Genomic DNA, 25,807 nt, shown 5'->3' with positions numbered 1-25,807 from the left:
TTATTGTTGTCGTGTATCGCTTCCGGCTGTGTGCGCCATGAAGAAGCGCACCATCTCGCGGCTGGCGTCTGGACCGCGCGGATCCGTGTAGGTGCCGTTCGGGCTTCCGCCGGACCAGGCGTGACCCGCTCCATGCAGAACCCACTGCTCCACCACCTCTCGGCCCGAAGGATCGGACTGGACGCGACGGGTGTAAGTCATGCCACCCGGGCTCTCCCCGTGGGTGACGACCGTCCCCAAGGCTCCCTCCGGCTTGGATTGAGCGATGATGCGGTCGCCGTTGGCTGGGTTGACGGTGCGGTCCGCATCACCGTGGAAGACGATGGTCGGGACCGAAGCGCGTGCTCCCAGCGGCTGAGCCGTCCCGCCGCCGTTCATGGCAGCAAAGGCGGAGGGCATATCCTTGGCCGCACCATAGGGAAGGCCGGAATGGACGCCGATTGCCGCGAACAGATCGGGATAGGTCGCCGCCATGATCGCTGCGGCCGCTCCGCCGGCTGACAGTCCCGCGACGTAGACCCGTCTGGGATCGGCCGAGAACTCGCGGATGACGTCCTGGGCAATCCCCGCGATCAGCGAAGGCTCGCCCGAGCCGCGCTGCTGATCGCCAGCGTTGAACCAGTTCCAGCATTTCTGCATGTTGGCCGATTGGGGCTGGCCGGGATAGGCCACCAAGAAGGTCTGCTCCTCGGCAAGCGCGTTCATCCGCGTCCCGGCCGCGAAGTCATCGGGCGACTGGGTACAGCCGTGCAGCATGACGACGAGAGGAAGAGCTTGGCCGGTATAGCCACTCGGGACATAGACCTTGTACGTCCGGCTGCCCGCCGCGTTGGAGAATGTCCGCTCCTCGTATCGAGCCCCATCCGGGACCGGGATCGGAGATTGCTGAGGCGATCCGAGACCATCCCCGAGGCCGGAGATCCCGCCCATCTTGGGAAAGCGCTCGCGCAAGGACCGCAGGGTCTCTGCAAGCCCTTGCCGTTCTGAGGCGCTTGTCCTGTCGGCGGGCGCTTCCCCGGCCGTCCCCTTGCCGAAACCCGGTGCGGTCCACGCTCCGCCCGGGGTCCGAGGCGCGACCATGTCGATGGTCGACCCGTGTCGCGCGGTGCTGGCGTCCTTGCCGGGCACACCCTCCTGCGGGCTCGCTTGCGGCTTGGCAGAGGCCGAGCGCCCCTGAAGGAGAGCCATGGCTTCGGTGAGCTGGCCGGCGCGGGTGAGACGGGTCACCTCACCCATGTCGATGCCGGAGAATGCGTTCATGATCACGATCCTGAATGAGGTCGACGGGCCGGGGCGCGTGTCCGGACGCGCCGCGAAGGCGTTGAGGCGAGAGATCAGGCCGTACGGTCGGCCAAGGCTGCCTTGACTGCCGGTTTGGCGTGGAAGGCGCCGAGCACTTGCACGGAGGCGATGGCGGCACGGGCGAGTTCCGGTGTCACATCGGGAGCGATGCTGGCGAGGCCGAGAACCTGGATGTGGAGCGGAGCGCCCGCGTCTCTTGCCGCTTCGAGGTCCTGCCGGGTGTAGTGCGAGAGGCCCAGGCTCAGCTTCTTACGCGCCAGCGACTGGGTGACGGCATCGCCCTGACGGTCGAGCTGGTTGCGCACGGCCGTTCGGATGAAGTCGGCGCGATTGGCATAGAAGCCGTCTCGAACCAGCAGATCGATACGGCCGAGATCGACAAAGCCGAGGTTGATCGTCAGTTTCTCACTGTCGGGTGCTCTCGGTCGGAGGTCCGGAACGTCATCGGCCATCTTGGTACCATCCCCAAACCATCCCGTTGGATGGTCCTGAGATGGTGCGGTTGCGGTGTCATACAAGGGCAGGCTTTTGCTCCCGACCATGCTGGGATCGCAATCGATAACGCGACCGCGATCTCCGAAGCGACGTTGAGCGCATCGCTCGGCGCCTGTCTGGGGTGCTCACGGGCAGGCTGTGCCTTTCCGGGTGCGGGAGTCGAGCGCACCCTGGCCGCCTTCGTGGCGGGAGCACCGAAACGTGCGCGGACGACAGCCCGTGAACGAGGTTTCCGGAAGGTCTACGGGGTCGGGGCGAGCGGCTCGCTTGGCGGCTTTGGCCGAAGGCCTGGAAGGCCCATATCGGAACGCCGAGGGCGCAAGCCTCCGACTCCATTCAAGTCCTGTCGACTTGGGCGTTCAGATATCGAACGGAAGGTTGGCGCGGCTCTGCAGCGGCTCAGGGACACCGAGAAGTGGCGCGGCGTGTGACGACGTGAAGACAGCCGTCATGGCTTCGAGACGGGCTGACGTCCGACAGATCAGTGCCTTCTGGCTCGGTCCGTCGCTCTTCGGGTTTGCGCGCCGAGCGTGGCCTGCCGCAGAGAAGACGAAGCGGCCTTCGAGAGTGAGGCTGTGCTGCCCGGACGCTCGGGAAGAAAACCGTTCCCTTGACAAGAATTGTCGGGGAGAGCAGTCCTTTGCCGCTCCCATAACCCATTGCCACCATTCGGCTTTCCTAGCGAGGAAAACCTGGTGGAGCTGAGGGGAATCGAACCCCTGACCTCCGCAGTGCGATTGCGGCGCTCTCCCATCTGAGCTACAGCCCCGTCCGAGGCGAGGGCCTTGTAGGCTTGTCCGCTTCGGCCTGTCAATTCCGGAAATTTCCCGCCGCACCCGCGTCCCTCACGCCGGGTCTCCGTGCGGGGCGATGAGGACCGATACCCCCCGCATGAACGCCCTGCTCTGGCTCTTCAACACCATCATCCAGCTCTACATCTACGTGCTCGTTGCGAGCGCCGTGCTGAGCTGGCTCGTGGCCTTCAACGTGGTCAACGTGCGCAATCCGATCGTCTCGCAGATCGGCGAGTTCCTCTATCGCGTCACCGAGCCGGTGCTGCGGCCGATCCGGAACCTGCTGCCCAATCTCGGCGGCGTCGACATCTCGCCGATCATCCTGATCCTGCTGCTGCTGTTCGCGCAAAGGCTCGCAGGCGAGTTCTACGGCTGGGTCGCCTTCTGAGCCCGTCCCCGGCGCCCCTCCTCCCCCGGCACGAAGCGCGGCATTGCGTGGGCGCCGGGCTCGTTGCTAAGGCGGTCGCGCACCGGCTCGGCCGAAAAGCCGATGCGATGTCAGAAGTTTAGGGCCGCGTCCTGAATACGATATTCAAGACGAGGCCCGCTCGGCCAGCAAGAGCCGTGAAGGGAGCGACGCGCGCCATGAAGACCAATCCGGGCCGCTTCTTCGAGGATTTCCGCCTCGGGGAGACCATCCGCCACGCCACGCCGCGCACCGTCACCACGGGCGACGTGGCCCTCTACACCGCCCTCTACGGCCCGCGCTTCGCCGTGCAGTCCTCGGACGCCTTCGCCAAGGCGATCGGCTATCCGGCGAGCCCGCTCGACGATCTGCTTACCTTCCACGTGGTGTTCGGCAAAACCGTGCCGGACGTCTCCCTCAACGCGCTGGCCAATCTCGGCTACGCCGAGGGCGGCTTCCACCGCCCGGTCTATCCCGGCGAGACGCTCTCCACCGTCTCCGAGGTGATCGGCCTGAAAGAGAGTTCCAACCGCCAGACCGGCGTGGTCTACGTGCGCTCCACCGGCTCCGACGCCTCTGGGCGGACCGTGCTGAGCTATTGCCGCTGGGTTCTCGTGCGCAAGCGCGACCCGGAGGCCAAGATCGCCGAGGAGCACGTGCCGAGCCTCGCCAAGGTGGTGAACCCGGCCGACCTCGCCCGCGCCCTGCCCCCGCTCGATCCGGCCGCCTACGACAATGCGCTGGCCGGCAGCCCGCACCGCTTCGCGGATTACGCGGTCGGCGAGAAGATCGACCACGTCGATGGCATGACCGTCGAGGAGGCCGAGCACCAGATCGCCACCCGCCTGTTCCAGAACACCGCCAAGGTCCATTTCGACGCGGTGGCGACGCGGGAGACCAAGTTCGGCAAGCGCCTGATCTATGGCGGCCACGTCATCTCGCTTGCCCGTGCGCTCAGCTTCAACGGACTCGCCAACGCCTTCGCCATCGGCGGCATCAATGCCGGCCGCCACGTCGCGCCGCTGTTTGCCGGCGACACGGTCTATGCGTGGTCCGAGGTGCTGGAGACGGCGGAACTGCCCGGCCGCAGCGATATCGGCGCGCTTCGCCTGCGCACGGTGGCGACCAAGAACCAGCCCTGCGGCGCCCATCCGGACAGGCAGGGCGAGGGCTACGACCCGTCGGTGATCCTCGATCTCGACTACTGGGCCTTCATCCCGCGCTGAAACGTCAGCCTATAAGTGGCTGACGCCTCTACGAAAAGAACCCGGCCACGGCCTGACGCAACGGGTTGGCCGGGTTCGACAGCAGGCGGAGCGCCATCGCGCAGGCGATGACGACGAGGAGCGGGCGGATCAGCCGGGCGCCGAGGCGCGCGGCGAGCGCCGAGCCGACCTGGGCGCCGAGAAAGGCGCCGACGGCCATCGCGAGCCCCACCGGCCAGATCACCGCGCCCTGGAGCGTGAACAGGGCGAGGCTGCCGAGGTTGCTCGCGGCGTTCGAGAGCTTGGTGTGGGCGGTGGCCCGCACCACGCCGAGGCCGAGCAGGGTGACGAAGCCGATCATATAGAACGAGCCGGCACCGGGCCCGAACACCCCGTCGTAGAAGCCGACCGCCGGCGCCAGCGTCACGGCAAACAGGCCGGGGGTGATCCGCGCCGCCGCGTCCTCGTTGCTCATCCGCCGCGCGGTCGCGAAGTAGAGCGCGATGCCGACCAGCATCAGCGGCACCAGCGCGTCGAGGACCGGGCGCGGCAGCAGGCTGACGCAGAGCGCGCCGCCCACCGAGGCGAGACCGGCCCCGAGCGCGGCCGGCCCGGCCTCGCGCCAGCGGATCAGCCCGCGCCGGGCGAAGGCGATCGTGGCCGAGACCGAGCCGGCGCTGCCCTGAAGCTTGTTGGTGGCGATCGCGCTGACGGGGTCGAGCCCGGCGAGCAGCAGGGCCGGCAGGGTCATCAGCCCGCCCCCGCCGGCAATGGCATCGACGGCGCCCGCCACCACGGCCACGCCGAACAGCCCCGCCACGGTCTCGAACGCAATACTCATGGGGGATCCCAAAGGGCCTTGAGGCCCTTTGGCGGGTTTTCAGGGCAGCGCCCTGAAGCCGGCGAAGCCGATTTCCAGGGCCCTGCCCCGCACCCGCGAAAGGACTCGTCCTTTCGAAAGCTTGACCATGGCTGTGTCGTCCGGGCAAGCCTTCAGGCGGCAGCCCGCTCCGCGCGCGGCAGGCTGACGGTGGCGCGGCTGCCGCGGCTCGCCCGCAGCGTGCCGCCCTTCGGCACCACTTTCCAGCCCTCCTTGCAGCCGTCGATCGGCTCGGAGACGACGGTGAGGCCGCGCTCGCTCTCCCGGTAATACAGGCTCGGCGGGCGCCCGTCGCAGGCCCAGCGGAAGGCGGTGAGGTTCTCGCCGTCGGTGAGCACGGCGGTGAAGCGGAAGGCCTCCGCGATGCGGGCCTCCTGCATCAGGGCGCGCACGGTGGTGCAGGTCGTCTCCATGGCGCCGACGGGATCGGAGTCGAGGCCGCTGGCGAGCGCCAGCAGGAAGAGGGCCTCCGAATCCGTCGAGCCGCGGCGGGTGTCGTACAACTCGTCGGGGATCATCGCCTCCAGGCGCCGCTTGATGCGGTGATAGCCGCCGATCTGGCCGTTATGCATGAACAGGTGGCGGCCATGGGCGAAGGGGTGGCAGTTGGCCCGCGTCGTCGCCGTGCCGGTCGCCGCGCGCACATGGGCAAAGAACGTCCGCGCCCGCACCTGCCGGCAGAGGTTCACGAGGTTCTCGTCCGACCAGGCGGGGCAGATGTCGCGGTAGAGGCCGGGCTCGGCGTGCTCGCCGTACCAGCCGATCCCGAACCCGTCGCCGTTGGTTTCGGTCTTCGCCTCGGAGGCGTGCAGCGATTGATGGACCAGCGAATGGGTCGGGGCGCAGACCAGCTCGTTCAGGAAGACCGGCTCACCGAGATAGGCGAGGAAGCGGCACATGGCGGGACGAGAGCCTCCTTTGCGGCCCAGGGCGAGCTATGCAAGCATCGGTCCGCTCGAACCGCTGCGTGTCGCCGGACTGTAACAATTCGTTCCGTGTGGTGAACAGCCCGTTAAGAGAGGGATCGATCGGAAGGGTTCAGGCGGGCACAATTTCGCTGAACCGATCATCCCCGAACTTGTTGTCGCAGGGCAAGCATCGTCGGCGCCGCCGATGCCGCCGCGGCGCGCCCATGGGCTGCCGTTTCCGAACCGCTCGCACAGCTTCAGGGAGACATCATGGCTCATTCCGGAGACAGCCCGGTCGCGCTCGTCGTCGAGGAGGACGAGGCCGCCCGAGACCTCGCGACCGTCCTGATCGAAGAGACCGACCTCGACGTCATCGCCTGTTCGAGCGCCGAGGACGCGCTGGCCGTGCTCGAACGCGGGGATGTGACGGTGGCGATGGTGATCGCCGACACGCATCTCTCGGGCAAGATGGACGGCGCCGCCCTGGCGCGCACCGTCGAGGATCGCTGGCCGGAAGTGCGGCTCGTGGTGACCTCCGGGGCCCGCGAGGAGCGTCGGACCGAGATCCCGCCGCACGCGGTCTACATGCGCAAGCCCTGGCTGCCGCTGGAACTGCTGCGTCAGGCCGAGCGCGCCACCCTGACGGCCAGTGCCGCCTGACTGGGACAATCGCTCGAAGGCGATCGCTCTGGTTATCGGCCGGCCTCAGTCGCCGGCGCCCGCCTGCGCGGGATAGAGCATCGTCCTTTTCCGAAGGCCGGCAACCACCTTTCGGGATGATGCCCTAGGAGTGCCTCACAAAACTCCCGGTCTCTGACCGTTCTCGCTCTGGCGACGACAGCGCGGCGGGAGTTTTGTGAGCGATACATTAGGCTTCCGCTCCGCGCGGCGCTCTTCGCACCGCCAAGCCGCCAAAGCGGCTTCGCGCATTGGTCGCTGCCTGACGCGGATCTGCTGACGACGAAAAAGCCCCACCGGTCGAGCCGGTGGGGCTTTTTCGTATCGCGAAGCTGCGGGCCGCGCGCGGCGGCCGGCGCGGATCAGGAAGCGGCGGGCACCGGGGCGGCGGCGGGGGCCGCGGCGGGCTGCTGCGAGAAGCTCGGCATGCCGGGGCGGCGCGGGGCGCCGGTACGGGGCTTCGGCTTCGGAGCGGCGATCAAGCCCTCGCGGATCGCGGTCTTGCGGGCCTGCTTGCGGGCGCGGCGGACAGCCTCGGCCTTCTCGCGCGCCTTGCGCACGGAGGGCTTCTCGTAGGCCTTGCGCTGCTTCATCTCGCGGAAGATGCCCTCGCGTTGCATCTTCTTCTTGAGGACGCGGAGCGCCTGATCGACGTTGTTATCGCGAACGAGTACCTGCAACGGAATCAACCCCTAGATTTGTCGTTTCGAACCGCACCGGCCCCGGATTCCCGGCTGAACCGGGAAAAAAGCCGTCGGGCGCCTCTGTCTCCGGGCTGCATTCCGGAGGAGGCGTCGTGACGGCAGCCGAATCGGTGCGAAAGAATTGCACCTGAGCGCGCGGCATACACGAAACAGGTTCGTGTTGGAAGTGCAGGAAAGCCTCTTGCAAAGCCGCCGCGCCGTTTCTCCCTGCCCCGCCCTCGCGAGGCGAAGCCGAAGTCATCCAAGGCGTTATCCGATCCGGAAACGCCGTGCCACGGATGGCGCCGGCTTCGTCCCGCAACAAGGGTCGAGAGACGGCCTCAGGCGTGCGAGGCGATGAAGTTGCGCACGAGCGGATAGGTCTGCGCCTCCCACTTGCGGCCGGAGAACACGCCGTAGTGACCCACCCCGGTTTGGAGGTGGTGGGTCTTCATGTGCGGCGGCAGGCTCGAGCAGAGGTCGTGGGCGGCCATGGTCTGGCCCACGGCACAGATGTCGTCGCGCTCGCCCTCCACCGTCATCAGAGCGGTGCGCCGGATCGCGCCCATATCGATGAGCTCGCCGCGATAGGTGAGCTGGTTGCGGGCCAGGGTGTAGTCCTGGAAAACGATCTTGACCGTCTCGAGGTAGAACTCGGCGGTGAGGTCGAGGACGGCGAAATACTCGTCGTAGAAGGTCTCGATCGCCTGCGCCTTGTCGGCGCTGCCATCGATATAGTGCCAGAACAGGTCCGTATGGGCGTCCCTGTGGCGCTTGGCATTCATCGAGACGAAGGCGGAGACCTGCGTGAAGCCGGGATAGACCCGCCGCCCCGCCCCCTTGTGGCGTCCGGTCACCGTCTCGATCAGGTTCTTCTCGAACCACTCGATCGGCTTCGAGATGGCGAGCTGGTTCACCGAGGTCGGGCTGACGCGGCAATCGACCGGTCCGGCCATCAGGGTCATGCTGCGGGGCTGCGCCGGGTTCTTGGTGTGCGCCATCACCGCCGTGGCGGCGAGTGCCTGCACCGCGGGCTGGCACACGGCCATGAGGTGGGCGCCCTCGCCGATGGTCTCGAGGAAGCGCACGACGTGATCGACGTAGTCGTCGAAGCCGAAGCGCCCTTCCGAGAGCGGCACGTCGCGGGCGTTGTGCCAGTCGGTGATGTAGACGTCGTGGTCGGGCAGCAGCGTGCGCACGGTGCTGCGCAGCAGCGTGGCGAAGTGGCCCGAGAGGGGGGCGAGCACCAGAACCTTGGGCTGGACGGTGTCGATGTCCTTGCGGAAGCGGAGCAGCGTGCCGAAGGGCGTGGCGAGCACCGGCTCCTCGATCACCGGGACCTCGCGGTTGCCGACCATGACGGCGTGGATGCCATAGGCCGGCCGCGCGAAGGTGAGGCCGGCACGCATCATCATGCGCGCACCCGCCGACCACCATTTCGCGGCGTCGTGCCACGGCGTCCGCATCCACGGCGCGGAGGCTTCCTGGAGGAGGCGGCCCCATTGGCGGGTCTGCCGGGCGATGTCCGATTGGACATCGAAGGCTTGGTAGAGCATCGGGCGCAAACTCCAAGCGCGCAAGGTGCCTGCACGCATCCATCTCTCACGAACGTCCCGAACGGCCCGGATTCGCCCGCTTCGCTTTCCCGGTTGCCACGCCGCCCCACGTGACGATGCCGGACGGAACACGCTAAGCGGTTCTGGATTGGGCGCAACCGATCAAAAGTATATATCGCGCGCCTGTGGTGCGGACGCATCACTTTGCATCGGAGCTGCGGGAAGAAGAATTTTATTGCCGAAAGGGCCGGGAGAAGGCCCGAGATCCGGCACGAGACTTGCCATGAAACGCGTTGGACGCCGGGCTACGGGCAGCAGGCCCGGGCGACGCGCATCCGGGGAGAGGGCCATGGCCGAGGCGACGCTCACGATCTCCAGCCGCAATTACTCGTCCTGGTCCCTGCGCGGCTGGCTGCTGTGCCGGATGGCCGGGCTCGATCTCTCGGTGGAGGTGCTGTCCGGTTCGGACGCCTCGACGCGGGCCGAACTGCTGCATCTCTCGCCGTCCTTCCTCGTGCCGCGGCTCGAACACGGCGCGATCGTGGTGTGGGACGTGCTCGCCATCGCCGAATATCTCAACGAGATCCGGCCCGAAGCCGGCCTCCTGCCGGAAGCGCCCGCCGAGCGCGCCCGCTGCCGCGCGGTTTCGGGGGAGATGCATGGCGGTTTCGTCAACCTGCGCTCGGCGCTGCCGATGAACCTGCGCAGCCTCCATCGCGGCTTCAAGATCTTCAACGGCGCCAAGGGCGACATCGAGCGGATCTGCGCGATCTTCGAGGATTGCCTGTCGCGCTCGGGCGGACCCTACCTGTTCGGCGCGCGCCCCAGCCTGGCGGACGCGATGTACGCCCCGGTCTGCACCCGCTTTCGCACCTACGACGTCGCCCTCCCCTTCACGTCGGCCACCTACCGCGACACGATCCTCGCCTGGGATCTCATGAGCGAATGGGCGGCGCTCGCCGAGAGCGAGCCGGAGGAGATCGAGGAACTCGACATGGAGTTTTAGCGTGCCGCACAAACTTCCGATCACCGACCGCGCTGACCCCAGTCGTGGCGGTGCAGGCGGCCGGTCCCTTCGGGACAGCGAGAGCATCATCCCGAAAGGTGGCTTCCGGCTTTTGAAAAAGATGATGCGAAAACAGGGGCCTAGAGCATCGCTCAGGCGCCGCGCGGCCTGGCCGACGGTCCGCATCCCGTAGCCGATCGTTCCGGCGCCGCCTGCCCATCGAATCCGGATTCGTCAGGAGGCGGATGGTGGCTCTGCAACCACAAGCTTTGTAGATCATGCCTCGTGGCCAACCACGAGAGCGACCATGACCCCTACCCGTCTTCTGGCCCCGACCTACCGCAACATGCTGCGGACGCTGGCTGGATTGCTCGACAGGGCACAGCAGCAGATGGCCGACAGGGCGGAAGCTCTGCTATCGGCCCGCTTGGCGGCCGACATGTTCCCACTGTCGTCGCAAGTCCGCTTCGCAGCCTTTCAGGCGCAGGAGGCGGTGTTCAGGCTTCGCGGCGAACCGACGCCCGAATGGCTCGATGCCGTTGCGGCCGAGGGGCGCAACGCGGGCGATGCGCCGGGCTCAATCGCCGACAGCCGCGTGCGGATCGATGAGGCGCTGTCGATGCTCGACACTTTGAGTGATGCTGCCTTGGATGCAGGAGCATCCCTGCCGATCGCGATCGAACTTCCGGGCGGGATCACCTTCGATATGACGGGCGAGCAATACGTGCGCGACTGGGCGCTGCCGCAATTCTATTTCCACGTCGTCACCGCCTACGCGATCCTTCGCCGGCATGGGGTTGAGGTCGGGAAAGCGGATTACGTCCCGCACATGTTCGGCTATCTCCGACCCGGAACGATACCGACGGCATAGCCTTTCCCGGTTCGCCATCCCCATCGGGACATGTGCTTAACGGCATCTTGCGATGAGGCGGCGCAATCGTTTCCGGGGCCGGGCTCGGCAAGGTCGAGCCGCATCCTTTGCGCAACGGTCTACGAGGTCTGGACGGCGCCCGTCGCGCGGGGCGCCGTGCCGGAGCGTCCGGCGGCGAGCGGTAGCTCGATGCGGGCGCAGAAGCCGCCGCCGGGGCGGTTCTCCAGGGCGAGGCGCCCGCCATGGCCCTCGACGATGGCGAGCACGATCGACAGGCCGAGGCCGAAGCCGCTCGCGGAATCGAGGTTGCGGGCACGGTCGCCGCGCACGAAGGGCTGGAGCATGGCACTGCGCTCGGCGTCGGGAATGCCGGGGCCGTCGTCGATCACCTCCACCGCCACGCCGGGACGGTCGCCGCCTGCCCCCCGGCCCGCCGGCCCCATGACGAGCCGGGCGCCGCCGCCATATTTCACGGCGTTGTCGACGAGGTTGGTGATCGCGCGCTGGAGGTCGTCGGGGCGGCCGCGCACGAGAACATGGCGGGTCCGTTCCAGGCTGACCGCCGCGCCGATGTCGCTGAACCCGTCGCAGACCGTCTGCACCACCGAGGCCAGGTCGATCAGCGTGGTCTGGCCCTCGCCGGGCGCCCCCTGCCCGTCCCGGACATAAGAGAGTGCGGATTCCACGAGCCCGTTCATCTGGTCGAGGTCGCGCAGGGTCATCTCGCGGGCGCGCTCGTCCTCGATGAACTCCGCGCGTAGCCGCAGGCGGGTGATCGGGGTGCGCAGGTCGTGGCTGATCGCGGCCAGCATCTGGGTGCGGTCGTCGAGCAGGCGCAGCATGCGGGTGCGCATCCGGTCGAGGGCGCGGGCGAGCGCGAGCACCTCCTCCGGCCCGCGCTCGGGCAGGGGCGGCGGTTCCTCCGCCGTGCCGAAGGCTTCCGCCGCCGCGGCGAGGCCGGCGAGCGGCGCGGTGAGCGCCCGCGTCGCCCAGAACGAGAGCAGCGTGAGGCTGACCCCTAGGAAGACGAACGTGAAGATGATCGGCGCTTGCGCCGGCGGGCGTGGAAAATCGTCGGGCAGCACCGCCCGCAGCCGGGCGCCGGCCGGCGTCGTGATGCCGATCTGGAGGAGGCCGGTCTTGCCCCGGTCGTGGCCGGGGGAGAGGTCGGTCACCGGCAGCGCCCGCCCGAAGCCGTCGCGCAGGCGCTCGATCAGGGGATGCTGGCCGATCTCGTCCTCCTTGTTCCCCTGCCCCGCCGACGGCGCGGCGCCGTCCCACGGCGCGATGCGCAGGGTCGGCAGGCCGCGCGCCGCCGCCCGGAGGATCCCGTCGCGCTCGCTCGGTTCGGCGGCATCGAGCAGCCGCGCGACGGTGGAGAGCCGGGTCGCGGCGACGCCGGGCCGCTCGTCCGGCCGCCACGGCTCGCGCAGGGCCAGCAGCATGACCGCCGCGAGCACATGCGCGGCGAGCAGGGCCGCCACGACGAGGAGCGCGATCTGCCCGGCGGCCTTTTTCGGGCGGGGCCAGGGCAGATGGAGCCAAGGCAAACGAAGCCGAGTTCGCGACGGTGCGGGGGCCGCGGCGGGCGGCTCCGCCGTGGTTCTCACGGGACTCATGAGCGGCCGATCTCCGGCGCGAACAGGTAGCCGCCCGAGCGGATCGTGCGGATGATCTCGGGGTTGCGCGGATCGCGCTCGAGCTTCTGGCGAAGCCGGGAGACGAGGACGTCGATGCTGCGCTCGAACGGCCCCGCCGCCCGCCCCTGCGTCAGATCGAGGAGCTGGTCGCGGGAGAGGACGCGCCCCGGCCGCAGGCACAAAGCGTGGAGCAGGTCGAACTCGGCCCCCGTGACGGCGATGCGTGCGCCCTCCGGGCTCAAGACCTGCCGGAGGCCGACATCGAGGGTCCAGCCCGAGAAATGGAAGCGGCGCGCGCCGTCCCCGTCCTGCGGCTCGGCGCCCTTGCGCCGCAGGATCGCCCGGATGCGTGCCAGCAACTCGCGGGGGTTGAACGGTTTGCCGAGATAGTCGTCGGCGCCGATCTCCAGCCCGACGATCCGGTCGATCTCTTCCGATTTCGCCGTGAGCATCAGGATCGGCACCTGCGACGCGGCCCTGAGGCGCCGGCACAGGCTCAGGCCGTCCTCGCCCGGCAGCATCAGGTCGAGGACGATGAGATCGACCCGGGCATCGGCCAGCACCCGGTCCATCTCGCGTCCGTCACCCGCGACGCTCACGCGGCACTCGTTGGCGCGCAGGTAGCGCGCGACGAGGGCGCTGATCTCGCGGTCGTCCTCGACGACGAGGATGTGGGGTGTCGGCAGGTTGGTGGCGGTCATGACGGCCTCCGTCTTAACCCCGCGCGCCTCCTGCCCGGAAGTATGGCCGCTGGCCAAGATTGTAACCGCGGGTTTCCGCAGCTTGCCCCGATACGTGCGGCAACAATCCGGAGCGGATTGTCCGGCCGCCGCCCGCCGCGGCGGCCGAAGCGTTTCGTCGGCGCCCCTCGATTGCCCTGCGGCCCGCCGATTCTTATGTCGTTGGCATGTGCTCGACAGGTCCGGGCGCCGGAGGAGATTTCCATGCAAGGCTCGAACCGCCTTTTCGACGATGCCGCCCGCCTGTTCACCGATGCCACCGGAGCAGCCCAAGGGGTGCGCCGCGAGGCGGAAACGATGGTCAAGGGCCAGATCGAGCGCCTGATCCGCGACATGGATATCGCCACGCGCGAGGAAGTGGACGTGCTGCGCGACCTCGTCGCCGCCCTGCGCAGCCAGAACGACGCGCTCGCCGCCCGGGTGAGCGCGCTGGAGACCCGCCTCGGCGCCGAGGCGGGCAGCGCCGGCAGCACGGAATCGGTCTGAGCGGGCAGCCCGGACTCACCCTCGCGGGAAAGCGCGAATCCAAATTTCTTTGCACAGGAAGCATCGGTGGATAGCCGCGTTGCCCACCGCTGATGCCGGGGCGACGCTTTGAAGCCCGCGGGGCGCGCGGGCTATAAACGATCCGAAGTTGATTCGCCCCGGCGGAAAGGTGGAACCAAACCCCGGGGCGGCGAAATCTGGATTGAACCCCTCCGCAGGACGGAGATCGACGGGCGTTGCCTCGATTTCCGTCACGGCCCTGCTTTGCCCGCCGACCCGATCGAGCCTCTCGACCGGGCCGACAACTTGGATCGCCATGACCCAGCTTAGCCTCATCGAAGACAGCGACCGGCCGGAGCACCCGCTCGATGTCGTCGAGCGCCTCGCCTCGCTGCGCGACTGGATCTTCGATCGCATCGAGACCGACGAGATGTCGGTCTCCGTCTCGGGCCGCTGGGCCGAGTACCACGTCGCCTTCACCTGGATCGAGGAAGTCGAGTCGCTGCACGTGGCCGCCGCCTTCGACCTCAAGGTGCCGGAGCGGCGCCGGGCCGAGATGCTGCGCCTCGTCGCGCTGGTGAACGAGCAGCTCTGGATCGGCCATTTCGACCTGTGGTCATCCGACAGCGTGGTGATGTTCCGCCACTCCCTGCTGCTCACCGACGGCATCGCGCCGACGCAGGGGCAATGCGCGATGATGATGAAGACGGCCGCCGACGCCTGCGAGCGCTACTATCAGGCCTTCCAGTTCGTCCTCTGGGCCGGCAAGAGCGCCCGCGAGGCTCTCGACGCCGTGCTGTTCGAGACCGAGGGCGAGGCCTGACCCGCGGGGCGGCTCGAGGACACCGAGGAAGCATGACGCAAGACCGAGCCCCCTTCCCCACGCCCCTGGTTCTGGCCGGCGCCGGCAAGATGGGGGCAGCGCTGCTGCGGGGCTGGCTGGCGGGCGGCCTCGACCCTGCCGCCGTAACCGTCGTCGATCCGCAGCCCTCCGCGGAGATCGCCACGCTCTGTGCCGAGCGGGCCTTGCGCCTCAACCCCGAGGCCGCCGCCCCGGCCGGAGCCCTGGTGCTCGGCATCAAGCCGCAGGTTCTCGACGCGGCGGCACCGGCGCTGGCCGGATGGATCGGCCCGGACACCCTCGTCGTCTCGATCCTGGCCGGCAAGACCATCGCCGACCTGAAGCGCCGCCTGCCGACGGCCCGCCCGGTGGTGCGCGCCATGCCCAATCTGCCCGCCAGCATCGGCCGGGGCGCGACCGGCGCCGTCGGCAGCCCGGAGGTCGGGCCGCAGGCAAGGGCGGGTGCGGAGGCGTTGCTCGCCCGTTCCGGCCTTGTCGCGTGGCTCGACGACGAGGGGCTGATCGATGCGGTGACCGCGGTCTCGGGTTCCGGTCCGGCCTACGTCTTCCTGCTGGCGGAAGCGCTCGCGGAAGCCGGCATGGCGGCGGGGCTTCCGCCCGACCTGTCGGCGCAGCTCGCCCGCGCCACCGTCGCGGGCGCCGGTGCCCTGCTCGACGCCGATGCCCGCGAGGCCGGGCAATTGCGCCGCGACGTGACCTCGCCCGGCGGCACCACCGCGGCGGCGCTCGCCGTGCTGATGCGCGAGGGCGCGCTGCCCGATCTGATGCGGGAGGCGGTCGATGCGGCGCGGCGGCGGGCGGGCGAATTGTCCGGCTGAGAGGCCCAGCGGTTTCAAGCGGGCGGCTCCGGCCCTACATGAGACGTGAACCGAATGCGGAGCACGGATCATGGAAACAGCCCCCGAGCCCAACACCGGCGGCAAGCCCGAGACCGGCGGGCCATCCGCTTCGTCGAACTCCGACACGGCGCAGGCCACGGCCTCGCACAAGCCCAACCCGCGCGAGGCGGCGGTCGAGGCGCTGATGCGGCTCGCGGCCGAGCAGCCCTGGAACGACATCGAAGTCGGCGACATCGCCCGCGAGGCGAACCTGAGTCTGGCCGAATTGCGCGACCTGTTCCCCTCGAAGGGGGCCGTGCTCGGCGGCCTGTCGCGGATCATCGACCGCAAGGTGCTGGAGGTCGACACCGCCGACCTCGCCGACGAGCCGGCTCGCGAGCGCCTGTTCGACGTGCTGATGCGCCGGCTCGATGCGATGACGCCCTACAAGCCGGCCCTGCGCCGCATCGCCTTCGCGCTGCGTGGCGACGTCCTGTCCATGCTGGCGCTCAACGGGGTCGCCCTGAACTCCCATCGCTACATGCTGGCCGCTGCCGGTATCGACACGGAGGGGCCGCTCGGCCGGCTCAAGCTTCAAGGCACCGTGATCGCCTTCGCCCGCACCGTCGAGGTCTGGCTCGATGACGACGACCCGGCGCTCGCCCGCACCATGGCCAAGCTCGACCGCGAGATCCGCCGCGGCGAGACCATCATGGAACGCGCCGACGACGCCCGCCGCCTCACCGCGCCCCTGCGCGCCCTTGGCCGTGCCGTTCTGGAGCGTCGCCCTCGCCGCGACCGGACGGAACCGCCCGCGGGGGATGGCGAGGATCGCGACCCGGCTGCGGCGATCTGAGCGCAGAGCTTCCGAGGGGGAGGGTTCGGGGTCGGAGCGCGTTTGCCGGTCCGATCGCTGAACGATGATCCGGCGCACCGACGCACAAGTCGGTGTGTGCAACCCTTGCCGAGACGGCCGGCTTAGAGCATCGTCCCGAAAGTCGGCAACCACCTTTCGGGACGATGATGCTCTAGGGATTGCCATAGGTACCGGCATGGTAATCAACCAGGACTTGGTCCTGATGAATATTTGCTGGGTTGGGATTCTTCGAAGGTCGTCATATCCGTTGTAACAGCTTCGACAGTAGGAGCTGTCGTCGGTGTGCTCGAAGCCCGCCGCTGGCTGAAAGGGTATTGGGAAACGGTCCGCGCCTCTGGCGGCCGAGGGCAAAGACCCGTCTGCTCCGTATCCGGCTCAATCGCGCGCTCGGCAGCCGTTCTGGCCATGACGATCTTTCGTCGCTGACGGTGCTGCACTCTGCAACAGGCTCAGCCGGCTTTACGCAAGCACGGGGGCGCTGAGCCTCCGGTGCAAGAGAGGTCGCAAACGGCCGGAGATGATATTCCGGCCTCGCGGTCTTTACCGGTCCCACCCCTTCAGGTCGCAGAGCGTCATGAAGTCGTGGATCGTGATCAGCTCGGCATCAAGCAGAGCCAGGGCTTCGTCACGGCTCTTGATCGCCTCGGCGTTCATGGAATGCGCCTTTCCCGTGTCTTGTTTTGAGGAACGACACGCTAAAGCTTTCGTTCCCTTCGTCTGGAGAAGCATCCCGCGTGCCAGTGGCAACATCGTCGCCGGACCGCTGCGAGGCGCATCGCTCCGGAAATCGAAATCCGAGCGATGCGCCGCGTTCTCGGGCCTGCTTCGGCCTCAGTCAGGTCCGTGGACACCGGGGGCCAGGGACCGACGCGTCCTCGCGTTGACCCCCTCGGTCTTCAGCGAGCGCGGCCTGCTCGGGCCTCTTGTTCTTGCGTCGTTCCGAAAGCCGGTTGCCGGCTTTCGGGACGATGCTCAGCCCTCCCGTTCGCCGCCCATCGTCGCCTGCATCGGCGTGAGCTCAGCGATGTGCCGCTGGCAGCGGGAGCGCGCCGGCCGCGATGCAGCGCAGGGCCGGGTCGTCGCCGGCTTGCGCGTAGGAGCCGTGGATCGGGTCGGCTTCCTGATGGCCCTGGAGCGAGGCGTTGACGAACATCGCGTCGTATTCGGGACCGGGCGGCATCCCGGAGATTCGTCGCCATGGCGAGGTCGATGGGTGCCGGCATGGCCCCTGCCGGCGCCGGTTGCGCCAGGGCGGTGTGGGCGACGGCCAGGGCCGCTGTCGCCGTCAGTAGGGTCGTCAGAAAATCGCGCCGCTGCATGGTCTCGGATCTCCCGGTCTGGAAACGACAGCCGGGCGCCGATGTTCTTGGGCGGTGCCGGAGTCTGACGGTCGAAACCTTCGCGAAATCAGCAATGGCCCTGCTGTAGCAGGGGCGTACCGAACGAAGACGCTTGGGCGATCCGGGCCGGGTTTGCTGCCGGGATTCAGGGGCCGATCGAGGGACGCAAACGGGCCATGCAATGCACGTCGGCGAAGATGCCGTTGCGGAACGAGGCCGCCTTGTGGGTCCCCTCGATGGTGAAGCCGAACTTTTCGTAGAGGGCGATGGCGCGGGCGTTGTCGGTGAAGACCGTCATCTCGATTCGCGAAATATTGATCCAGTTGTCGGCCGTGTCGATCACAGCGGCGAGAAGCCGCGAGCCGATGCCGTATCCGGCGAAATCCTCATGGACGGCGATCCAGAACTCCGCCGCGTGCGCGCGCCGGCCGTAGAAGGGGCGCAGAGCCGCCGCCCCGACGACGCGGGCGTCCCGCTCCGCGGCAAGATGCAGATCCCGCGGCGAGCGGGGCTCGGCCCACTTCTTCACCGCCTCGAACGATTCATAGGGGAGCGCCAGCGTTCCGAAGCGGAAGGCGGGCTGGTTGTAGATCTCGAACAGATCCTGAGCGTCCTCCGCGCGCATGGCCCGTATCGTCACATCCATACTGGTCCTCGCTCCGTGTGAAGGGGCATGATTTCGCCGAGAGCCGGTTCGACCGGTCCCTTCCGGCAACGATGACGATCCTCACGCGGAGGTGCTGCGGCAGCAGCCGCGAAGCACGCCGCGACGTTGATCCCGGTCGCCGATGCCGTCGGATCGAACGTTTCGGATCGATCGTTCCGGAGTGCTTCGAGGCCGAGCTTTCGCTCGGCACCTCAGCCTGAGGGGCGGTGTGCATGAGGGGCGGTGTGCAAGAGGGGCGGTGTGCTTGCCGAGGCAACGCCGCCATGCTGCCTTGGCCGGCGTTGCTCACGTCCATTCGAAGCGCAGCGTTTCGCGGAAGGCGAAGCGCTCGATGTGGCGCACGACCACCTCGCGCAGGTCGGGCAGGCTGGCGGCATCCTGTGCCGTCAGGTCGATTGTCAGGGTCTCGGGGTCGGCACTCAGCCGCGTCTCGCCGAGCGGCAGCGCGATCCGGGCATCGGTCGGGCTGAACTCGGTCTCGAACCGGTGGGCCCAGTGCTTGCAAAGCTGCTGGATGTAGCGGCTGGCATGGGGGGTGCTGACGACGGCGTGGCTCTCGGGCATGTCGGTTTCCTGGCTGTGCCGTGCTCGCTCAGCGTGCGGCGTGGCGGGGGCTCTCGGTGCGGCGACCGGCGGTGGCCGCCCGCACGCGAAAAAGGTCTGTGGGCAGGACCGAGAAGCTGGCCTCGCCGAACCATTCGAGCGAGCCTTCCGCCTGCGGCGGCAGCGTCTTGAGGAAGGTGCCGTAATCCAGCGCGCCGTCGAACAGGGCGGTCATGCCCTCGCGCCGTCCGGCCGCGGCGTAGACGTTGGCCGGCTCGAACACCGACAGGTCGGCGCGGCTGCGCACGTTCTTGAGGTGATAGTAGTCGATATGCGGGCCAAGCCGGGCGTGGGCCGCGAGCGGGTCGTCGCCGCCCTCCCAGACGTGGAGCGTGTCGAAATTGACCCGGAGGTTCGGGTGATCGACCGCGTCCAGCAGGTCGAGGAGCGAATCGGTGGTGTCGGCGAGCGTGCCGGGATGCGTCTCCACCACGAGGCGCAGGCCCTGGTCGGCGAGCTGGCCCGCCGCCATCCGCAGGCGCTGGGCGACGTGGGCGCGCTCCTCCGGCGCGGTGGTGGCGCTGGCCTTGGTCCCGGCGAAGGTGCGCAGCCGCGGCGCCCCCCAGCTCCGCGCGAGGCCGGCAAGTTCGGCGGTCCGCTCGGTCAGGGTGCTGGTGGCTGCGTCGAGCGGCAGGTAGTCGCTCAGCATCGGCACCCGCAGCCCGTAGGCGGCGAGCCATTCGGCGTGGTCGCCGGGGCCGAGATTGCGGGCGTGAACGCCCCACAACTCGATCCCGTCGAAGCCGTGGCCGCGGGCGAAGCGGGCGAGCTCGCCGACCGACACCAGATGGTGGCGAAAGCTGATGGTGCAGAGCGCGATTCTCATGCGGAGAGCCTTTCGCGGAAGGATACGGCGGTCTGTCCGAGATCCGGGCTCTTCTCCCGCCACGCCGCGTAGGCCGAAGCGAGCTGCCGCTTGATCGCGAATTCCTGCGCGTCGAGCGCGTCGAGACGCGCGAGGACGGGGGCGACCTCCCCCATCTCCCCGGTCCGGGCGAGCTTCAGCACGGCGTAGTGCAGGGCGGTGAGGCCGTTCACCAGGGACTCGATCTCGTCGCAGATCCGCTGGAATTCCGGGTCCGGCCAGCGCAGGGCCCGCCAGAAGAAAGCGAAGCCGTGCTCGTAGGCCCATTTGCGGATGGTGATGACCGGCAGTTCGCGCAGGGCCTCGCCGACCTCCGTCAGCTTCAGCCCGCCGCGTCCCTCGGCATGGGCAAGCACGATGGCGCGCGCGGCATCGATCAGCGGGTTGGTGTCGAACCGGAAGCAGGCCTCGAAAAAGGCCGCCAGATCCGTGTCCGCCGGCGGATGGGCCCGCGATGGGTCGAAGCGGTAGCCGCCGGCGACGCTCGGCTGGCGGATGGCGTTCAGCATCCGCTCGCGCTCGATCACGCCCGCCCAGCGGAAGTCGGGGTCGCGCACTTGCCAGAGGGCCGGGTCGTCGCTGCCTTCGACCAGCAGGTAATGCGGGAAGGGGTTCTGGTTGAACTTGTTCTCCCGCTCGGGGAGGTGGAACATGTCGAGCATCACCATGATGCGCGTGTCCGGCTCGCGCCGCTCCATGAGGCCGAGCAGGGTGGCGACGTTCTCGTCCTTCGAACGGGAATGGTCGTACCAGGAGACGAGCGGCACGCCGTAGAGCCGCTCGAACCAGTAGCGGAACGACTCGTGATCCATCGCGTCCGAGTGGTAGGCGAGCCGCGTGCCGTCGGTGATGGCGAACTCGGCGTCCCAGATCAGGGCGTAGAACGGGCGATGGTCGATGCCCCGCGCCTTCAGCCCGTCGCAGACGCAACTGACGAAGCAGTGGATCTTCAGGTCGTAGGGCATCGCGCCGTGGACGCCCTCGGAGGGCGTCTCGGGCTCGGCGGCGACCGGCTCAGCGCCCGGCGTCAGCAGCCGGGCGAGGTCGGCGACGGTGGAGACGTCCTGCCGGTTGATCGCCGCTTCGGGCACCGACACCCCGTGCGTCAGCTCCAGCGCCAGGATGAGCTGAAGCAACTGGACGGAATCGAGGTAGAGATCCTCGTTCAGCCGTGCGTCCGGCCCGAACCCATCGAGATGGGGATGGCGCATCTCCTCGCGCAGCACCGTGCCGATGGCCGCGATCAGCGTCTCGTTGCTCACGCCACCGCCTCCAGGCCGCCGCCCCGGTATTGCGCGGCGACCGCGCGTCGAGAAATCTTGCCGTTGGCCTCGCGCGGGATCGCGCCGACCTGCACCGCCTCGACCGGCACTTGGTGGCCGGCGAGCCAGCGGCGGCACCAGTCCTGCAGCGCGCGGGGCGGCACGGGGCTTTCAGCGCTGAACAGCAGCGTCACCCGCTCGCCCGCGAACGGGTCGGGCCGGGCGAAGGCTACGGCGTCGGTGATGCCGGGCATGGCCATCACCACGTCCTCGACCTCGCCGGGATAGACGTTGAGGCCCGAGACGTTGATCGTGTCGTCCTTGCGCGCGACGAAGACCAGCATGCCGTCGGGCTCGCGATAGCCGAGATCGGCGGTGTGGATCGCCCCGCCCTCCCCCTCGACCACGAGTTCCGCCGGGGCCTCGGGGCCGGTCCCCGCCCGGACGCGGTGATGCGGCAGCGGGCGGCCGATGGCGTCGGCGCGGCGCAGATCCGGATTGATCGCGATGCAGCCGGCTTCCGAGCAGCCGTATTGCTGGAACAGGTGGGTGACGCGCCCGCGGATGGCGGAAAACCAGGGTGCGGGCAGAAGCGTGCCCGAGACCATCGCCGCGTGGAGGGTCTCGCCCTCGGGCATCAGCCGGGCCAGCGTGTGCAGCATGGCCGGCGCGGTGTAGAGCACCGGCCGCTCGATCTCGCGCAGGCGGCGCAGGAGGTATTTCGGGTTGGTGGTGTCCACGATCACCGGCATGCGACCGCGGCGCAGGCCCACGAACAATCCGCAGATCAGCCCGTAGGAATGGGTGATCGGGCAGGCGATGACCGGGGTCATCCCGGCCGGCTCGGTGAAGGCGCCGACATAGCTCTCGACCTCGCGCTCCACCGCGCTCCAGCGGCGGGCGATGCATTTGGGCTCGCCGGTGGTGCCCGAACTCATCTGGAGCAGCTCGCCCTCCCCCGGAACCGGCGGGGCGGCGCCGTCCAGGGTCTCGCTCTCCAGGCCGTCGAGGAACAGGCGGTGGCAGCCGGCGCGCGCGGCGAGCCGGCGCGCGCCCTCGTCCGGCAGCGCCGGATGGATCGGCAGCAGGCTCGCCCCGCTGCGGCGGGCGGCGAGGATGAAGGCGAGCCCCTGGGCGGTGTCGCGGAAGCGCGCGGCGACGCGCTCGCCGCTGCCGCCGCGCAAGGCCGCCGCAGCCTCGACGCGCCGGATGGCGGCCTCCATCGCGTCCGCCGGGATGGTGCGGCCGTCGATCTCGATCATGCAGGCTCCGGAAGTGGCGTCGGGGGAAGGGAACAGCGAGTTGGGCGCATGGAGGCTGCCGCGCGCCTCGCCGAGCCCGAGCTTGCGCGACAGCAGCGCCTCGACCCGCAGCCGGGGCGCTTCGACCGCGAGCCGGGCGAGCCGCGCCTCCAGCCCATGCTCCGCCGCGTGGCGCCGCAACTGCCGGCCGATGCGGCGCCAGAACCCTGGCTCGTCGAGACCGTGCCGGCGCCCGAGGAGAGCGGTGATCTCGCTGAGGTTGAAGACGAACAGGCTGTCGGTGACGAGTTCGGCCAGCGTCGCGGCCGAGCGCATGGCGTGGAAGCGGTCATCCGCCGGCCCGGCATGGGCCGGGTCGATCGCCCCGAAATCCGGCACGCGCTCCGGACTCGTCACGAAGTCGGGGACGTATTCCGCGCTCTCGTGGAAGTCGCGCAGGATCACCCGGTCCGGCCAGCCGTCGCGGTGGACCAGAATCATGTTCTGGCCGTGCGCCTCCAGGGCGACGCCGTGGGCCGCGAGCAGGTGCCAGACCGGCAGCACCGCGACCGCGACGAGGCGGTCGAGCCAGGCATCGCGGCCGTAGCGATCGAGCCAGGGCGCGACGAAGGGGCTGCCATCCGCCTCGCACACGGCCAGCGCGTTGAAGGGCAAGGCCGCCTCGCCGGGTGCGAGACGCGGGCTCTCCCGCCAGATCGCGGCGAGCTGCCCGGCGAGCGGCCCGTCCCGGTCGGCGAGCGCGGCGGCGTATTCGCGCAGCACCGTCACGCGGCCGTGCAGCGCGGGATCGGCGGCGACGAGGTCGGCGAGCCAGTCGGACAGGGCCGGGCCGGTCAGCACGAAATGCGGATCGAGGATGCGCAGGCTCGAGGTCGAGACGACACTCAAGGCCAGTTTCACGCTCGCGGCGGACGGGTCGTCGCAATTGTGCAGCGTGCGCAGAGACTGGCTCGCGAGGTAGCGCGGGCCGGCGGTGCCGAGCGCGACGGCGCGGCCCTCCGCCAGCCACGGGCGCAAAGCCTCCTCTTCGAGCCGGCGCATCTGCCAGGGATGGACCGGCATCAGCGCGTGCGTGTCGAGGGAATGCCCGGCCTCGTCGAGGCGGCGGGTCAGCACGTCCCGGGCATCGCCGAGTTCGGCCCGCCAGAACCTGTCCTCCGGGCCCGGCAGCGCAAGGGCGATCGTGTCTCGGCGCACAGCCAGCCATCCGAGGCGGAACGGCGCGGCGGCCTCGGGGCCGTAGCGGCGGTGATCCTCCAGGGTGAAGCCGGTGCGCGCCTTGAAGCTCGGATGGTAGGGATGGCCCTCCCACAAAGCCGCATCGAGCGCGGCGAAGGGCAGAAGGCGGCGCTCCGGCAACGCTAGGTTTCGGGCGTTCCAGCGGCAGAGTTCGACCGTCTGCCGAAGCTCGGCCAGCAGCCGCGTCCGGTGCTCCGGTGCGGCGGGAAGGGCTTCCACGAGGATGGAGAGGTCGGCCGGCACCCAGCCGCCCTCTTCGCCCGCCATCTCGACCGAACCGGGATCGAGGCGAGGGCGGTCGAACGGGCCGAGGGTGCCGGTCGCGCGGAAGCGGTGCGGGCCGAGACGCCACGCGATCCGACCGGCGACGTCGCGGGCCGGCTCGCGCTCGGCCAGCCCCTCGAACAGGACGGCTTCCGCCAACTGGCGCAGGACACGCGCTTCGGGCTGCTCCATCGTCTCAGGACGCGAGGGCATGGCCGGCCTCGCCCCGAGCCGCCCGAAGCATGAGCGGGTTCGGCATGTCGATGTAGTTGCCGGTGCCGTCGCCCGAGGCGAGTTCGTCGCGGTCGGACAGGCGCACCCGCAGGTTGGCCTTGGTGCAGAGGCTCGGACCGTCGAGCACCGAGCGGGCGAAGGCGCGACCGGCGCCGGTCATGCGGCGTGCCATCGCCTCCAGGCGGCGGGCGAGGTCGTCGAGGAGCGTTTCCTCGCGCGCCAGCCCGTCATGGCCGATCCGGGCGACGACGGAGAAGATCTGGTTGACCACGAGATAGTAGGCAAGCCGTCGGCGGATCTCGCCGTCCGGGAAATAGAGCGAGGCGATTGAAGCGGTCTCGGGCGCGTCGCGCAGCAGCCGGGGGCGAGCGGATTCCGAGAGGTAGAAGCCCTGGTTGTCGCGGTAGAAGCCGCGCTCGGGCCAGCCGGAGGCGACATCGAGCAGCGCGTTCTGTTGGTGAGCCTCCAACGCGATGCCATGCGCGTCGTAGAGGGCGACGACGGGCTCCAGCATGCAATCGAGATAGCGGGCGAACCACCTGCGGGCGGCCTGGGCGCGCGCCGCCGAACCCTCCGGGCAGACCTGCCGCAGAAGGGCCTCCAGCCGCGAGAGCCGGCCGGGCAGCGGCTCGGCGGTGAGCGCAGCCAGTGTGGCGACACCCCGCTCCACCCCGTCGCGGAACGGGTTCTCGCGCAGGACCGTCTCGAAGCCGCTCTCCTCGCGGTCGGGGTTGTGCAGGGTGAGGTAGGCGGGGTCGGCGAGGAGCCGGAAGTTGGGATGGCGCGCGGCGAACGGGCTTTTCGCCAGCAGCCGGGCCATGGCGACGCCGGCCTTGAGTTCGGCGAGCCGGTTCACCCGCAGCGAGTTGGTGAGGGTGACGGGCAGCGAGAACTTCGCCATCCACGGGCTCTCGGCCGCGTAGACGGTGCGCAGCGAGGAGGTCGCGGTGAAGCGGGGGCCGAAGGCGCCGAGCCGCCGCAGGCGGCCCGCCTCGACCCATGCGGCGACGTGCGGCTCCAGCATCAGCGCCTCGGCCTGGAGCGGATGCATCGGCAGGGCGATCTCGTCGGCGCGCAAGCCCAGCCGGGCGGCGTCGGGGCCGAGCAGGTCGAGGGCGAGGTCGGGCGCGGCGCGGGCCACCGCCGAGTCGTGACGGACGAGGCTCGCCTCGGCGCCGAACACCGCGAGCTGGAACGTGCCCCCCTCCTCCGGCGCGTAGGCCCGGGCCTGCCAGGTCGTGAGGCCCTGCCGGCTCTTGGGCGTCGGATGCAGCCAGTGGCCGAAGACGAGGGCGCGCTCGGCGGCGATGAAGCCGGTTTCCGCCTCCGCCGTCCGCTCGGCGAGGTCGAGCAGGCGCGCGGTCTCGCGGTAGCTGTCGAGCACGCGCCCGAGCAGTTCCAATTCGCGCTCGCGGGCGGTCTCGCCCCGCCCCTCATCCGTGCGCGAATAGGCCTCGCCGAGAAGCTCCTGAAGCGCGCGCATCGGCGCCACCGGCCGCCAGCGCGGCTCGTGCAGGTGGCGGGTCCAGAGGCGGCCGAACGCGTGCGCGCCGCACAGCGAGGGCGACAGGATCTCGGCGCGGATCGCAAGGCGGCGGCTGCGCAGGTTCCACTCGACGCACGGCGCGGGCGGCCCGTCCGTCAGCGCGTGCCGGATGCGGATGCCGGAGTCGATCTCGCGCAGATATCCGTTGGCGAAGCTGCGGAAGGCGGCCGCCTCGGCAACGGCTTGAGACGATGGTGGCATGATCTTCGAAACCTCGTGTGAGCCTTGAGGGCCCGGCCGGATCGCGGCGGGGGCGTGCGCCCGAATTTCCGATCTGCCGGCCCGGCGCCGCGCCGTCGGATCGATGCGGCAGTCCGG

The 25,807-nt window shown here is 69.4% G+C and carries 24 protein-coding genes and 1 tRNA gene; 9 read left to right on the top strand and 16 right to left on the bottom strand.

The window, feature by feature from the left end; genetic code table 11:
• From Y590_RS18190 to Y590_RS18180, 3 genes are all read right to left on the bottom strand, one after another.
• Nucleotides 1–1,260 carry an extracellular catalytic domain type 1 short-chain-length polyhydroxyalkanoate depolymerase gene (locus tag Y590_RS18190; protein WP_060771083.1) on the bottom strand — a complete coding sequence of 420 codons (1,260 nt, stop codon included), beginning with the start codon at nt 1,258–1,260 and terminating at the stop codon, nt 1–3.
• 74 nt (nt 1,261–1,334) lie between these two features.
• Nucleotides 1,335–1,754, bottom strand: a complete 420-nt coding sequence (locus Y590_RS18185; RefSeq protein ID WP_015952063.1) for a ribbon-helix-helix domain-containing protein — start codon at nt 1,752–1,754, stop codon at nt 1,335–1,337.
• Between the two features lie 736 nt (nt 1,755–2,490).
• Nucleotides 2,491–2,566: transfer RNA gene (locus Y590_RS18180), tRNA-Ala, on the bottom strand.
• Between the two features lie 122 nt (nt 2,567–2,688).
• On the opposite strand from Y590_RS18180, the gene Y590_RS18175 reads away from it, so the two are divergent.
• A complete protein-coding gene (locus Y590_RS18175; protein WP_060771082.1) occupies nt 2,689–2,979 on the top strand; it encodes a YggT family protein in 291 nt (96 codons plus the stop codon).
• A 197-nt stretch (nt 2,980–3,176) separates the two neighbouring features.
• Entirely contained in the window at nt 3,177–4,223 is a 1,047-nt protein-coding gene (locus Y590_RS18170; RefSeq protein ID WP_060772356.1) for a MaoC family dehydratase, read from the top strand.
• A 28-nt stretch (nt 4,224–4,251) separates the two neighbouring features.
• Here Y590_RS18170 and Y590_RS18165 read toward each other — a convergent pair whose 3' ends face one another.
• Both Y590_RS18165 and Y590_RS18160 read right to left on the bottom strand, forming a co-directional pair.
• Nucleotides 4,252–5,043 (bottom strand): TSUP family transporter, encoded by a 792-nt coding sequence (locus Y590_RS18165; RefSeq protein ID WP_060771081.1) that lies wholly within the window; start codon nt 5,041–5,043, stop codon nt 4,252–4,254.
• A gap of 152 nt (nt 5,044–5,195) precedes the next feature.
• A complete protein-coding gene (locus Y590_RS18160) occupies nt 5,196–5,981 on the bottom strand; it encodes a class II glutamine amidotransferase (protein WP_060771080.1) in 786 nt (261 codons plus the stop codon).
• Between the two features lie 279 nt (nt 5,982–6,260).
• Here Y590_RS18160 and Y590_RS18155 point away from each other — a divergent pair, with 279 nt between their 5' ends.
• Entirely contained in the window at nt 6,261–6,650 is a 390-nt protein-coding gene (locus Y590_RS18155; RefSeq protein ID WP_060771079.1) for a response regulator, read from the top strand.
• Nucleotides 6,651–7,030: 380 nt separating this feature from the next.
• On the opposite strand, the gene rpsU is transcribed toward Y590_RS18155, so the two are convergent.
• Together rpsU and Y590_RS18145 are read right to left on the bottom strand one after the other, a co-directional pair.
• Nucleotides 7,031–7,348, bottom strand: a complete 318-nt coding sequence (gene rpsU / locus Y590_RS18150; RefSeq protein WP_060771078.1) for a 30S ribosomal protein S21 — start codon at nt 7,346–7,348, stop codon at nt 7,031–7,033.
• A 344-nt stretch (nt 7,349–7,692) separates the two neighbouring features.
• Nucleotides 7,693–8,907 (bottom strand): polyhydroxyalkanoate depolymerase, encoded by a 1,215-nt coding sequence (locus tag Y590_RS18145; protein WP_060771077.1) that lies wholly within the window; start codon nt 8,905–8,907, stop codon nt 7,693–7,695.
• Between the two features lie 349 nt (nt 8,908–9,256).
• On the opposite strand from Y590_RS18145, the gene Y590_RS18140 reads away from it, so the two are divergent.
• Both Y590_RS18140 and Y590_RS18135 read left to right on the top strand, forming a co-directional pair.
• Nucleotides 9,257–9,913 carry a glutathione S-transferase family protein gene (locus tag Y590_RS18140; RefSeq protein WP_060771076.1) on the top strand — a complete coding sequence of 219 codons (657 nt, stop codon included), beginning with the start codon at nt 9,257–9,259 and terminating at the stop codon, nt 9,911–9,913.
• 307 nt (nt 9,914–10,220) lie between these two features.
• On the top strand, nt 10,221–10,784 hold the full coding sequence (locus Y590_RS18135; RefSeq protein ID WP_060771075.1) for a DUF1993 domain-containing protein: 564 nt from the start codon (nt 10,221–10,223) through the stop codon (nt 10,782–10,784).
• A gap of 119 nt (nt 10,785–10,903) precedes the next feature.
• Here the strand turns inward: Y590_RS18135 and Y590_RS18130 are convergent, their stop codons facing one another.
• Together Y590_RS18130 and Y590_RS18125 are read right to left on the bottom strand one after the other, a co-directional pair.
• Nucleotides 10,904–12,403 (bottom strand): ATP-binding protein, encoded by a 1,500-nt coding sequence (locus tag Y590_RS18130; protein WP_060771074.1) that lies wholly within the window; start codon nt 12,401–12,403, stop codon nt 10,904–10,906.
• Entirely contained in the window at nt 12,400–13,125 is a 726-nt protein-coding gene (locus tag Y590_RS18125; RefSeq protein WP_060771073.1) for a response regulator, read from the bottom strand. The genes Y590_RS18130 and Y590_RS18125 overlap by 4 nt, the downstream gene beginning before the upstream one ends.
• 243 nt (nt 13,126–13,368) lie before the next feature.
• On the opposite strand from Y590_RS18125, the gene Y590_RS18120 reads away from it, so the two are divergent.
• From Y590_RS18120 to Y590_RS18105, 4 genes are all read left to right on the top strand, one after another.
• The gene (locus Y590_RS18120; RefSeq protein ID WP_060771072.1) at nt 13,369–13,650 is read left to right on the top strand and encodes an accessory factor UbiK family protein; all 282 of its coding nucleotides are present in this window, start codon (nt 13,369–13,371) and stop codon (nt 13,648–13,650) included.
• Between the two features lie 316 nt (nt 13,651–13,966).
• On the top strand, nt 13,967–14,473 hold the full coding sequence (locus tag Y590_RS18115) for a type III secretion system chaperone family protein (protein ID WP_003607101.1): 507 nt from the start codon (nt 13,967–13,969) through the stop codon (nt 14,471–14,473).
• 32 nt (nt 14,474–14,505) lie between these two features.
• Complete coding sequence (gene proC, locus Y590_RS18110) at nt 14,506–15,330, top strand: pyrroline-5-carboxylate reductase (protein ID WP_060771071.1); 825 nt, start codon at nt 14,506–14,508, stop codon at nt 15,328–15,330.
• A gap of 70 nt (nt 15,331–15,400) precedes the next feature.
• Nucleotides 15,401–16,186: a hypothetical protein gene (locus tag Y590_RS18105; protein ID WP_060771070.1), complete on the top strand. Its 786-nt coding sequence runs from the start codon at nt 15,401–15,403 to the stop codon at nt 16,184–16,186.
• Nucleotides 16,187–17,225: 1,039 nt separating this feature from the next.
• Here the strand turns inward: Y590_RS18105 and Y590_RS27705 are convergent.
• The 7 genes from Y590_RS27705 to Y590_RS18075 all read right to left on the bottom strand — a co-directional run bounded on the left by Y590_RS27705 (nt 17,226) and on the right by Y590_RS18075 (nt 25,690).
• Nucleotides 17,226–17,387: a DUF305 domain-containing protein gene (locus Y590_RS27705; protein ID WP_286161773.1), complete on the bottom strand. Its 162-nt coding sequence runs from the start codon at nt 17,385–17,387 to the stop codon at nt 17,226–17,228.
• Between the two features lie 305 nt (nt 17,388–17,692).
• Nucleotides 17,693–18,193, bottom strand: a complete 501-nt coding sequence (locus tag Y590_RS18100) for a GNAT family N-acetyltransferase (protein ID WP_060771069.1) — start codon at nt 18,191–18,193, stop codon at nt 17,693–17,695.
• Between the two features lie 306 nt (nt 18,194–18,499).
• On the bottom strand, nt 18,500–18,778 hold the full coding sequence (locus Y590_RS18095) for a DUF2218 domain-containing protein (protein WP_060771068.1): 279 nt from the start codon (nt 18,776–18,778) through the stop codon (nt 18,500–18,502).
• 28 nt (nt 18,779–18,806) lie between these two features.
• The gene (locus Y590_RS18090) at nt 18,807–19,643 is read right to left on the bottom strand and encodes a sugar phosphate isomerase/epimerase family protein (RefSeq protein ID WP_060771067.1); all 837 of its coding nucleotides are present in this window, start codon (nt 19,641–19,643) and stop codon (nt 18,807–18,809) included.
• Nucleotides 19,640–20,944 (bottom strand): DUF6005 family protein, encoded by a 1,305-nt coding sequence (locus Y590_RS18085; protein WP_060771066.1) that lies wholly within the window; start codon nt 20,942–20,944, stop codon nt 19,640–19,642. Before Y590_RS18085 ends, Y590_RS18090 begins: the two co-directional genes overlap by 4 nt.
• Nucleotides 20,941–23,922 (bottom strand): IucA/IucC family protein, encoded by a 2,982-nt coding sequence (locus tag Y590_RS18080; protein ID WP_060771065.1) that lies wholly within the window; start codon nt 23,920–23,922, stop codon nt 20,941–20,943. Before Y590_RS18080 ends, Y590_RS18085 begins: the two co-directional genes overlap by 4 nt.
• Nucleotides 23,906–25,690, bottom strand: coding sequence for an IucA/IucC family protein (locus Y590_RS18075; RefSeq protein WP_060771064.1), 1,785 nt, complete (start codon nt 25,688–25,690; stop codon nt 23,906–23,908). Before Y590_RS18075 ends, Y590_RS18080 begins: the two co-directional genes overlap by 17 nt.
• Nucleotides 25,691–25,807 lie beyond the last annotated feature (117 nt).

It is taken from the genome of Methylobacterium sp. AMS5 (assembly GCF_001542815.1).
In the GTDB taxonomy this organism is placed as follows: Bacteria; Pseudomonadota; Alphaproteobacteria; order Rhizobiales; family Beijerinckiaceae; genus Methylobacterium.
The sequence above is the reverse complement of the archived record's forward strand: the minus strand, read 5'-3'. Positions and strand labels throughout refer to the sequence as shown.

Coding starts and splice junctions, on each gene's coding strand:
- Y590_RS18115 (WP_003607101.1), top strand. CDS start 13,967: ATGACCCAGCTTAGCCTCATCGAAGACAGCGACCGGCCGGAGCACCCG.
- Y590_RS18130 (WP_060771074.1), bottom strand. CDS start 12,403: ATGAGTCCCGTGAGAACCACGGCGGAGCCGCCCGCCGCGGCCCCCGCA.
- Y590_RS18145 (WP_060771077.1), bottom strand. CDS start 8,907: ATGCTCTACCAAGCCTTCGATGTCCAATCGGACATCGCCCGGCAGACC.
- Y590_RS18095 (WP_060771068.1), bottom strand. CDS start 18,778: ATGCCCGAGAGCCACGCCGTCGTCAGCACCCCCCATGCCAGCCGCTAC.
- Y590_RS18140 (WP_060771076.1), top strand. CDS start 9,257: ATGGCCGAGGCGACGCTCACGATCTCCAGCCGCAATTACTCGTCCTGG.
- Y590_RS18075 (WP_060771064.1), bottom strand. CDS start 25,690: ATGCCACCATCGTCTCAAGCCGTTGCCGAGGCGGCCGCCTTCCGCAGC.
- proC (WP_060771071.1), top strand. CDS start 14,506: ATGACGCAAGACCGAGCCCCCTTCCCCACGCCCCTGGTTCTGGCCGGC.
- Y590_RS18185 (WP_015952063.1), bottom strand. CDS start 1,754: ATGGCCGATGACGTTCCGGACCTCCGACCGAGAGCACCCGACAGTGAG.
- Y590_RS18080 (WP_060771065.1), bottom strand. CDS start 23,922: ATGCCCTCGCGTCCTGAGACGATGGAGCAGCCCGAAGCGCGTGTCCTG.
- Y590_RS18120 (WP_060771072.1), top strand. CDS start 13,369: ATGCAAGGCTCGAACCGCCTTTTCGACGATGCCGCCCGCCTGTTCACC.
- Y590_RS18155 (WP_060771079.1), top strand. CDS start 6,261: ATGGCTCATTCCGGAGACAGCCCGGTCGCGCTCGTCGTCGAGGAGGAC.
- Y590_RS18090 (WP_060771067.1), bottom strand. CDS start 19,643: ATGAGAATCGCGCTCTGCACCATCAGCTTTCGCCACCATCTGGTGTCG.
- Y590_RS18135 (WP_060771075.1), top strand. CDS start 10,221: ATGACCCCTACCCGTCTTCTGGCCCCGACCTACCGCAACATGCTGCGG.
- Y590_RS18105 (WP_060771070.1), top strand. CDS start 15,401: ATGGAAACAGCCCCCGAGCCCAACACCGGCGGCAAGCCCGAGACCGGC.
- Y590_RS27705 (WP_286161773.1), bottom strand. CDS start 17,387: ATGCCGCCCGGTCCCGAATACGACGCGATGTTCGTCAACGCCTCGCTC.
- Y590_RS18160 (WP_060771080.1), bottom strand. CDS start 5,981: ATGTGCCGCTTCCTCGCCTATCTCGGTGAGCCGGTCTTCCTGAACGAG.
- Y590_RS18190 (WP_060771083.1), bottom strand. CDS start 1,260: ATGAACGCATTCTCCGGCATCGACATGGGTGAGGTGACCCGTCTCACC.
- Y590_RS18175 (WP_060771082.1), top strand. CDS start 2,689: ATGAACGCCCTGCTCTGGCTCTTCAACACCATCATCCAGCTCTACATC.
- Y590_RS18170 (WP_060772356.1), top strand. CDS start 3,177: ATGAAGACCAATCCGGGCCGCTTCTTCGAGGATTTCCGCCTCGGGGAG.
- Y590_RS18125 (WP_060771073.1), bottom strand. CDS start 13,125: ATGACCGCCACCAACCTGCCGACACCCCACATCCTCGTCGTCGAGGAC.
- Y590_RS18100 (WP_060771069.1), bottom strand. CDS start 18,193: ATGGATGTGACGATACGGGCCATGCGCGCGGAGGACGCTCAGGATCTG.
- Y590_RS18165 (WP_060771081.1), bottom strand. CDS start 5,043: ATGAGTATTGCGTTCGAGACCGTGGCGGGGCTGTTCGGCGTGGCCGTG.